Annotated in this window: 4 protein-coding genes; 2 read left to right on the forward strand and 2 right to left on the reverse strand. The window is 69.2% G+C overall.

Translation table 11 applies throughout. From position 1 onward, the window contains the following. The first annotated feature begins 45 nt into the window (after positions 1–45). Complete coding sequence (locus MZTS_RS22330) at positions 46–735, forward strand: phosphorylase (protein WP_246482231.1); 690 nt, start codon at positions 46–48, stop codon at positions 733–735. Positions 736–756: 21 nt separating this feature from the next. Here the strand turns inward: MZTS_RS22330 and MZTS_RS22335 are convergent, their stop codons facing one another. Then, the gene (locus MZTS_RS22335) at positions 757–3,252 is read right to left on the reverse strand and encodes an esterase-like activity of phytase family protein (protein ID WP_192285458.1); all 2,496 of its coding nucleotides are present in this window, start codon (positions 3,250–3,252) and stop codon (positions 757–759) included. A gap of 243 nt (positions 3,253–3,495) precedes the next feature. Then, on the reverse strand, positions 3,496–4,659 hold the full coding sequence (hpnH, locus tag MZTS_RS22340) for an adenosyl-hopene transferase HpnH (protein WP_009865534.1): 1,164 nt from the start codon (positions 4,657–4,659) through the stop codon (positions 3,496–3,498). A gap of 711 nt (positions 4,660–5,370) precedes the next feature. Between hpnH and MZTS_RS22345 the strand changes: the two genes are divergently transcribed. Then, a partial coding sequence (locus MZTS_RS22345) for an MMPL family transporter (RefSeq protein ID WP_192285459.1) occupies positions 5,371–6,528 on the forward strand: 1,158 nt, incomplete at its 3' end.

Consider the following 6,528-nt stretch of genomic DNA (forward strand, 5'->3'; position numbering starts at 1 on the left):
CATCTATACCGTCACGAAGTGACCCGCGCGGCCGCGACCGGCCCCTTGGGCGCATCCCTGGACACGGGCTCGGTTCTGGCCATTGCCGGCCTCGCCCGCGAGGCGCGCATCGCGGCCGGGCCGGGTGTCGCGACGCTCCAGGCCGGCGGCGATCCGGCGCGGCTGCGCGCCCGGCTCGCAGGATATGCGCCGGACGGGCTAAGCGCCGTCATCAGCTTCGGCATCGCGGGCGGCCTCGATCCCGCCCTACGGGCCGGCGACATCGTCATCGGCACGCATCTCGATGCGGACGGGCGCGTGAGCACCGATCCCGAGCTGGCGCGCCGCCTCCGCGCGCGTCTGGCGGGCCTGCCGGGTCATGTCGTGGCCGGCGGTCTCGCGGGCTCCGACGTCGCGATCATGACCGTTGCCGACAAGGCCGCGCTGCATGCGCGCACCGGTGCCCTGGCGGTCGATATGGAATCGCATGTGGCGGCCGCCTTCGCCGCCCGCCACGCCCTCCCCTTCGCGGCGATCCGGGTGGTGTGCGACCCCGCCGGGCGCGCGCTTCCCGCCTTCGCGGCGTCGGCGCTGACCCCCGAGGGGGAACCCGATCTCCGCGCGGTGCTCGGCGCGCTGCTGCGCGGCCGCGCCCGGATCGGTGAGTTGATCCGGCTCGGTCGCGATTCCTCGGCGGCCTTCGCCGCCCTGGCCCGCTGCCGGGCCCGCCTCGGGCCCGGCCTCGGTCTGCTCTGAGCCCCGCCGCTCAGGCGACGCTCACCACTGGTAACGCAGCCCCGCCGTCACGCCGTGGGCGGTCCCCGAACGGAGACCGATCGCGGCCTGATAATCGACGCGCCAGCCGAGCTGCTCGCTGAGGGCGCCCTGCAGGCCGGCGCCCGCCGTGACGAAGTCGTCGCGCAGGAAGGGCACGGTCACCGCAGCGCTGGCGAGGGGATTCTCGACGCTGGCGAGCCGCACGGCGGCGGTGGCGCCCTGCGGCCCCATCGCGACGTTGTAGGCGGCCCTGACCGAGGGGATCAGCGCGCCGAAGCCGGTGAAGGCGGCCTCCGCGCCGAAGCGCGCCGTGGTCTGCCGCAGGGTCAGGCCCTGATAGGCGACGTTGTTGCCGGCGGCTCCCGTCTCGGTGAAGCCATCGACGCGGCCGGCCAGATGCGTGATCCCGGCAAACGGTGTCAGTCGGACCCGGTCGATCTGGAGCGGGACGCCGACCTCACCGTCGAGGGCCAGGGCGCTGCCCTGCGTGCGGCCGGTCGCCGTGAGGCCGTAGGCACTTGGCCGCCGCAGACGGTCGAGGCTGACCTCCGGGACGCCGCCCGCGATGGCCTGAGCGTAGAAATCCGATCCGTAATAGCCGCCATAGGCGCTGAAGCTGTAGGCGCTGTGATCCTGCCCGTACCCGCCCGGACGGCTCAGCGAGCCGCCGCCGCCGCCCAAGGCGACACCGCCCCGCCAGGGGCCGGAGAATGGCAGGTCGAGGCCGACCGTGCCCCGGGCGATGGTGCGGTCGAGGCTGAGGCCGCCATTGTGCGACTGGTCGGCGAAGACGACATCGCCGCCGAGCCAGAGGCCCCAGCTCTGGCCCCAGGGCGTCGCGGTGCCGGCGCCCCGGCGGAGGGCCGAGAGGTGATCCTGCACGCCGCCGGTGGTGGAGGCGGCGTAGCTCAGCGTCGTGCCGCCGAGGCCCTGCAGCACGACGGGTGCCGTCCGCTTCATCACGGCGAGGGAGAGCGGATCGACATAGGTCGGCAGGGTCAGCCGGTAGGCGAGCAGCACCGAGTCGTTGTTGATCCCGGCGTCGTAGCTCTGGCCGTTGATGCTGCCCTGGCGCGTGAGGAAGTCGTTGTCGTTGCCGACGAGGAGGAAATAGTCGTTCGGTGCCCGCTCGCTCAGGACCGGAACGAGCCCCATCGCCTCGAACTTCTCCGACAGCGTCGTCTGCGTCGCCGGATTGGTGTTGAGGTTCATGCCGAAGCGGCCGAGCTGGACCGGGTTCAGCAGGTTCACCGCCTCGCTCGTCTGCACCGGGCGGATATCCGCCCGCAGCGTGCCGCCCGGCGCGATCGACGTCGTCGTGGTGTCGAAGGCGCTGCCCGCGATGTTGGTCGCCCCGGCGATGTCGACGAGCAGCACGCTCTTGTAGACGATCGGGGTCGTGTTGCCGGTGCCGAGACCGTTCGAATCGCGGGCAAGCACCAGGAACTGCGTATCGTTGAGGGCGATCATCTCGCTCTGGGCCGCGGTCCGGTTCGGTGCCTGTCCGTTGCCGTTGTCGCGGTAGACCGGCAATTGCAGCACGTATTCGCGGGCCGGCGCGGTCGGGACCGGGTTGGCCGCGATGTCGTAGATCAGGATCCGGGTGTTGGCACGCGTCTGCTGGCTGGTGGTCGAATCCTGCAGCGGGGCGCTCTGCAGGATCGTCACGAGGCTGCGGCCGTCCGGGGTGAGCGAGAGCGCCTCGAAGCCCTGGTTGTTGCGACGGCCGGTCTCGGGCGGGTTGATCGAGTTGAAGTTCAGTTGGCCGCCGGTGCGCGGCCGCAGCGCCTCGGGCACGCCGAGAACGCCCTGCAACTGGCCGTTCGCGTTGAAGGAATAGATGTTCGCGCCGTACTCGTCGCTCACATAGAACGAGCCGTCGAGCCGGCGGGCGAGGCCCTCCGCGTCGAGGCTGATTCGGCCGGCGCTCGGCCCGGTCGTCGCCGAGGGCAGGAGCGCGCCGAGTTGCGTCGTGGTGCCTGCCGCGGGATCGAGGCCGCTGAAGCGGCGTCCGAGCGCGTCCGTGAGCACGAGGCCGCCATCGGGCGTCAGGGTGATCTGGCGCTGGGAGGCCGTCGATTGCGGCAGGGTGGCGCCGGGCTCGGGCGTGAAGGTCAGCCGGAACCGGTTGAGGCGCCCGGCATAATCCGAGAACAGGCCGCCATCGGGGTTGTTGTACCCCCGGTCCGGCAGGGTGAAGAGCGTGCCGGTATAGGTGCCGCCGATGCGGCGCCAGGAGGCGAGATCCACCGCGAGCGAGGAGAAGGATCCGAGCGTGTCGCCGAGGAAATCGCGAGTCGACGCGGAAAGGCGACCGACGCCTTGCAGGCCCTCATTAACGATCGTCGTCCCGTTGAGCGTGGTCGAGACCGGCCCGTCGACCGGCTGCAGGTTCGGCCGCGTCGCGACGATCGATTGCGCTCCGGCCGCACCCGCCATGCTGACGAGCAGCCCGAACGATCCCGCGGCCCGCACCGCGGCAACCCGTAAATCCATTGTACCCCAGCCCCGTCACCGGCCTGTCGCGGCCGTTGAGAGGGCTGGTAGCGACCGCTCCATGACGGGCGCATGTCAGTCCTCGGCGGCCGCGCCGGAGCAGTCTCAGCCATGTTCACCAGTGGCAATTTTGCCACAATTGGAACATGGTCCCGGCCGAGGGGCCGAAGTGACGCCGGCCATGAAAAAACCCGCGCGGCCGGCGCCGCGCGGGTCTCTGAGATGTGAGCGGAAGGGGGCCGCTCAGGCGGCGGTGCGCTTCCGGGCTTCCTGCTTGGTGTCGACGCCCGAGGCTTTGATCTCGGAGAGCTTCTGGGCGACGTTGCGGGAGAACACGAACTCGGCCGGGCGCTGGTTCTCCAGGGAGATCTCCGGCGCCATGTCGCCTTCCGTCTTGATGCCGCGGATGGCGTGGACCAGCGGCTTCCAGGGCTTGCGCACCGAATCGACCACCGAGGACGCCTCGTAGCCCGAGTGGACCATGCAGTCGGCGCACTTCTCGTAGTTGCCGGTGCCGTAGGCGTCCCAGTCGGTCTCTTCCATCAGCTCCTTGAAGGTGGCGGCATAGCCCTCGCCGAGCAGGTAGCAGGGCTTCTGCCAGCCGAACACGGTGCGGGTCGGGTTGCCCCACGGGGTGCAGTGGTAGGACTGGTTGCCGGCCAGGAAGTCGAGGAACAGGCCCGATTGCTGGAAGGTCCACTTCTCGCGGCCCTTCTCCTTGCCGTGCCGGAACACGCCGCGGAACAGGTCCTTGGTCGCCTTGCGGTTGAGGAAGTGCTTCTGGTCGGGCGCGCGCTCGTAGGCGTAGCCGGGCGAGACGGTGATGCCGTCGATGCCCATGCGGGTCACCGAATCGAAGAAATCGGCGATCTTGTCGGCGGAGGAGTTGTTGAAGAAGGTGCAGTTGATGGTGACCCGGAAGCCCATTTCCTTGGCCTTCTTGATCGCCGCCACCGCCTTGTCATAGACGCCGCGCTGGCACACCGACTGGTCGTGCATCTCCTTGTCGCCGTCGAGATGGATCGACCAAGTGAAGTACGGGCTCGGCTTGTACTCCTTGATCTTCTTCTCGAGGAGCAGCGCGTTGGTGCAGACGATCGCGAATTTCTTCTGCGCGATGATGCCCTGCACGATCTGCGGCAGATCCTTGTGGAGAAGCGGCTCGCCGCCGGCGATCACCACCACGGGTGCGCCGCACTCGCGGACGGATTCGAGCGCCTCGTCCACCGGCAGGCGCTTGTTCAGGATCTCGTCGGGATAGTCGATCTTCCCGCAGCCGGCGCAGGCGAGATTGCAGCGGAACAGCGGCTCCATCATCATGACGAGCGGATAGCGCTTCCGCCCGGTCAGGTGCTGCTTGAGGATGTAGCCGCCGATCTTCGCGACGTACCGTATGGGGATTCCCAAGACGCGGCTCCTTAGATGCTCTGAATCCGGACTTAGCCGGGCTGCTTAGCGTGAGAAGAACAGGAATTCCAGCATATTAGGCTGGAACCATTCCGATACGGCACCCCAGGGGCGCGATTTTGAAGGACTGTGTCGTGCCGGTCTCGCGGCCGGCTTCCGGCTCCGGGGGCGAAGCCCGTGGCCGCACGATCCGGAACGGGGATGATCTGCTGATTTCCGCCTTCTGCGGCGGATTTTTGACCTTTTGCCGGGCTCGATCGAATTGTGCGCGGAAGCACGCGTTCACGACATCGCGCGTGCCCTCACCGACCAACCCCAATCGGGCACGCTTGTGCGAAGCGGGGGCATCGCGCAATCCGGGTGCGGTGCGCAATCGCACTGCCTTGGCCGCAACAGGCACGAATTGTCCGGCGCGTTGCATTCCCTCGCCGGGACAAGTAGGTAGCGCGCCAACGACACGGATGATCGGCGTGGAGTCCGTTCACGCATGGTCCGTGTCCGCCGGGAAGGGCCGCCGACCGGCGGCGCCGCCCGGGCTTCCCGCCCGCGAGGGGCATATCCCGCGGGCCATGACGAGGATCGATTCGGCGCGTCGCCGCCTGATGAGGACGCCGCGTCCTGTGTCGCGGGAGAGAGGACGGGGCCTGACAAGGCGCTCCGGCCCGTCGTCACAGGGGTGGGGGCCGGATCGTTAGGCAGGCAGGGTTTTACGTGATCGAACGTCTCGTCGCGTTTTCCGTCAGGCGCCGCTGGCTGGTTCTGGTGGCCGCGGCGATTCTGACGCTCGCGGGGGTTGCCGCCGCCGCGCATCTGTTCCGCATCAACACCGATGTCGAGCGGCTGATCGAGCCGAGCGTGTCGTGGCGGCAGGATGAGATCGCCTTCGAGAAGGCCTTCCCACAACGCACGAATCTGGTGGCTGCGGTGATCGACGGAGAAACCCCGGAGATCGCCGAGGAGGCCGCCGCGCGCTTCGCCGAGGCGCTAAAATCCCACCGCTCCGAGATCGAGACGGTCTACCGCCCCGACGGCGGGCCGTTCTTCGACCGCAACGGCCTGCTGCTGATGTCGCAGGAGGAACTGGAGCAGACCACCCAGCGCCTGATCGAGCAGCAGGGCCTGCTCGGGCCGCTGGCCGCCGATCCGTCGCTGCGCGGCGTGATGCGGGTGCTGAATCTCGGCGTGAAGGGCGTCAAGAGCGGCGACGCCAAGCTCGAGGATCTGGCCCAGCCGATGGGCCAGATCGACGAGACCCTGCGCAAGGCCCTCGACGGGCAGCGCGCCCGCATGTCCTGGCAGACCCTGCTCGCGGGCGGCCGCAGCGAGGTCACGGACACGCGCAAGTTCGTGATGATCCAGCCGGTGCTCGACTACAACGCCCTCGAGCCGGGCCGCGAGGCGACCAAGCTGATCCGCCGGGTCGCCGCCGAGCAGAATCTCGATGCCGCCCACGGCCTGCGCATCCGCCTGACCGGCCCGGTGGCGGTGGCCGACGACGAGTTCGCGACCCTGGCCGACGACGCCTTCCTCAACTACTCCCTGACCACCGCCGCCATCGTCCTGTTCCTGTGGCTGGCGCTCCGCTCCGCACCCCTCGTGGTCGCGGTCCTGATCACCACCTTCTCCGGTCTCGTCGTCACTGCGGCCTTGGGGCTCGCGATCGTCGGGGAACTGAATCCGATCTCGGTCGCCTTCGCCGCCCTGTTCGTCGGGCTCGGCATCGATTTCGGCATCCAGTTCGCCGTGCGCTACCGCGCCGACCGCTACGAACTCGGCGATGTCGAGGCGGCGATTCGCGGTGCGGCCCGGGGCGTCGGCTGGTCCCTGACCCTGGCGGCGGTCTCGCTGCTCGCCGGCTTCTTCGCCTTC

The organism is Methylorubrum zatmanii (assembly GCF_014845115.1).
GTDB lineage: Bacteria > Pseudomonadota > Alphaproteobacteria > Rhizobiales > Beijerinckiaceae > Methylobacterium > Methylobacterium zatmanii.

What these genes read in the sequence shown, in the direction of transcription:
- MZTS_RS22335 (WP_192285458.1), bottom strand. Translation starts at nt 3,252, where the DNA reads ATGGATTTACGGGTTGCCGCGGTGCGGGCCGCGGGATCGTTCGGGCTG.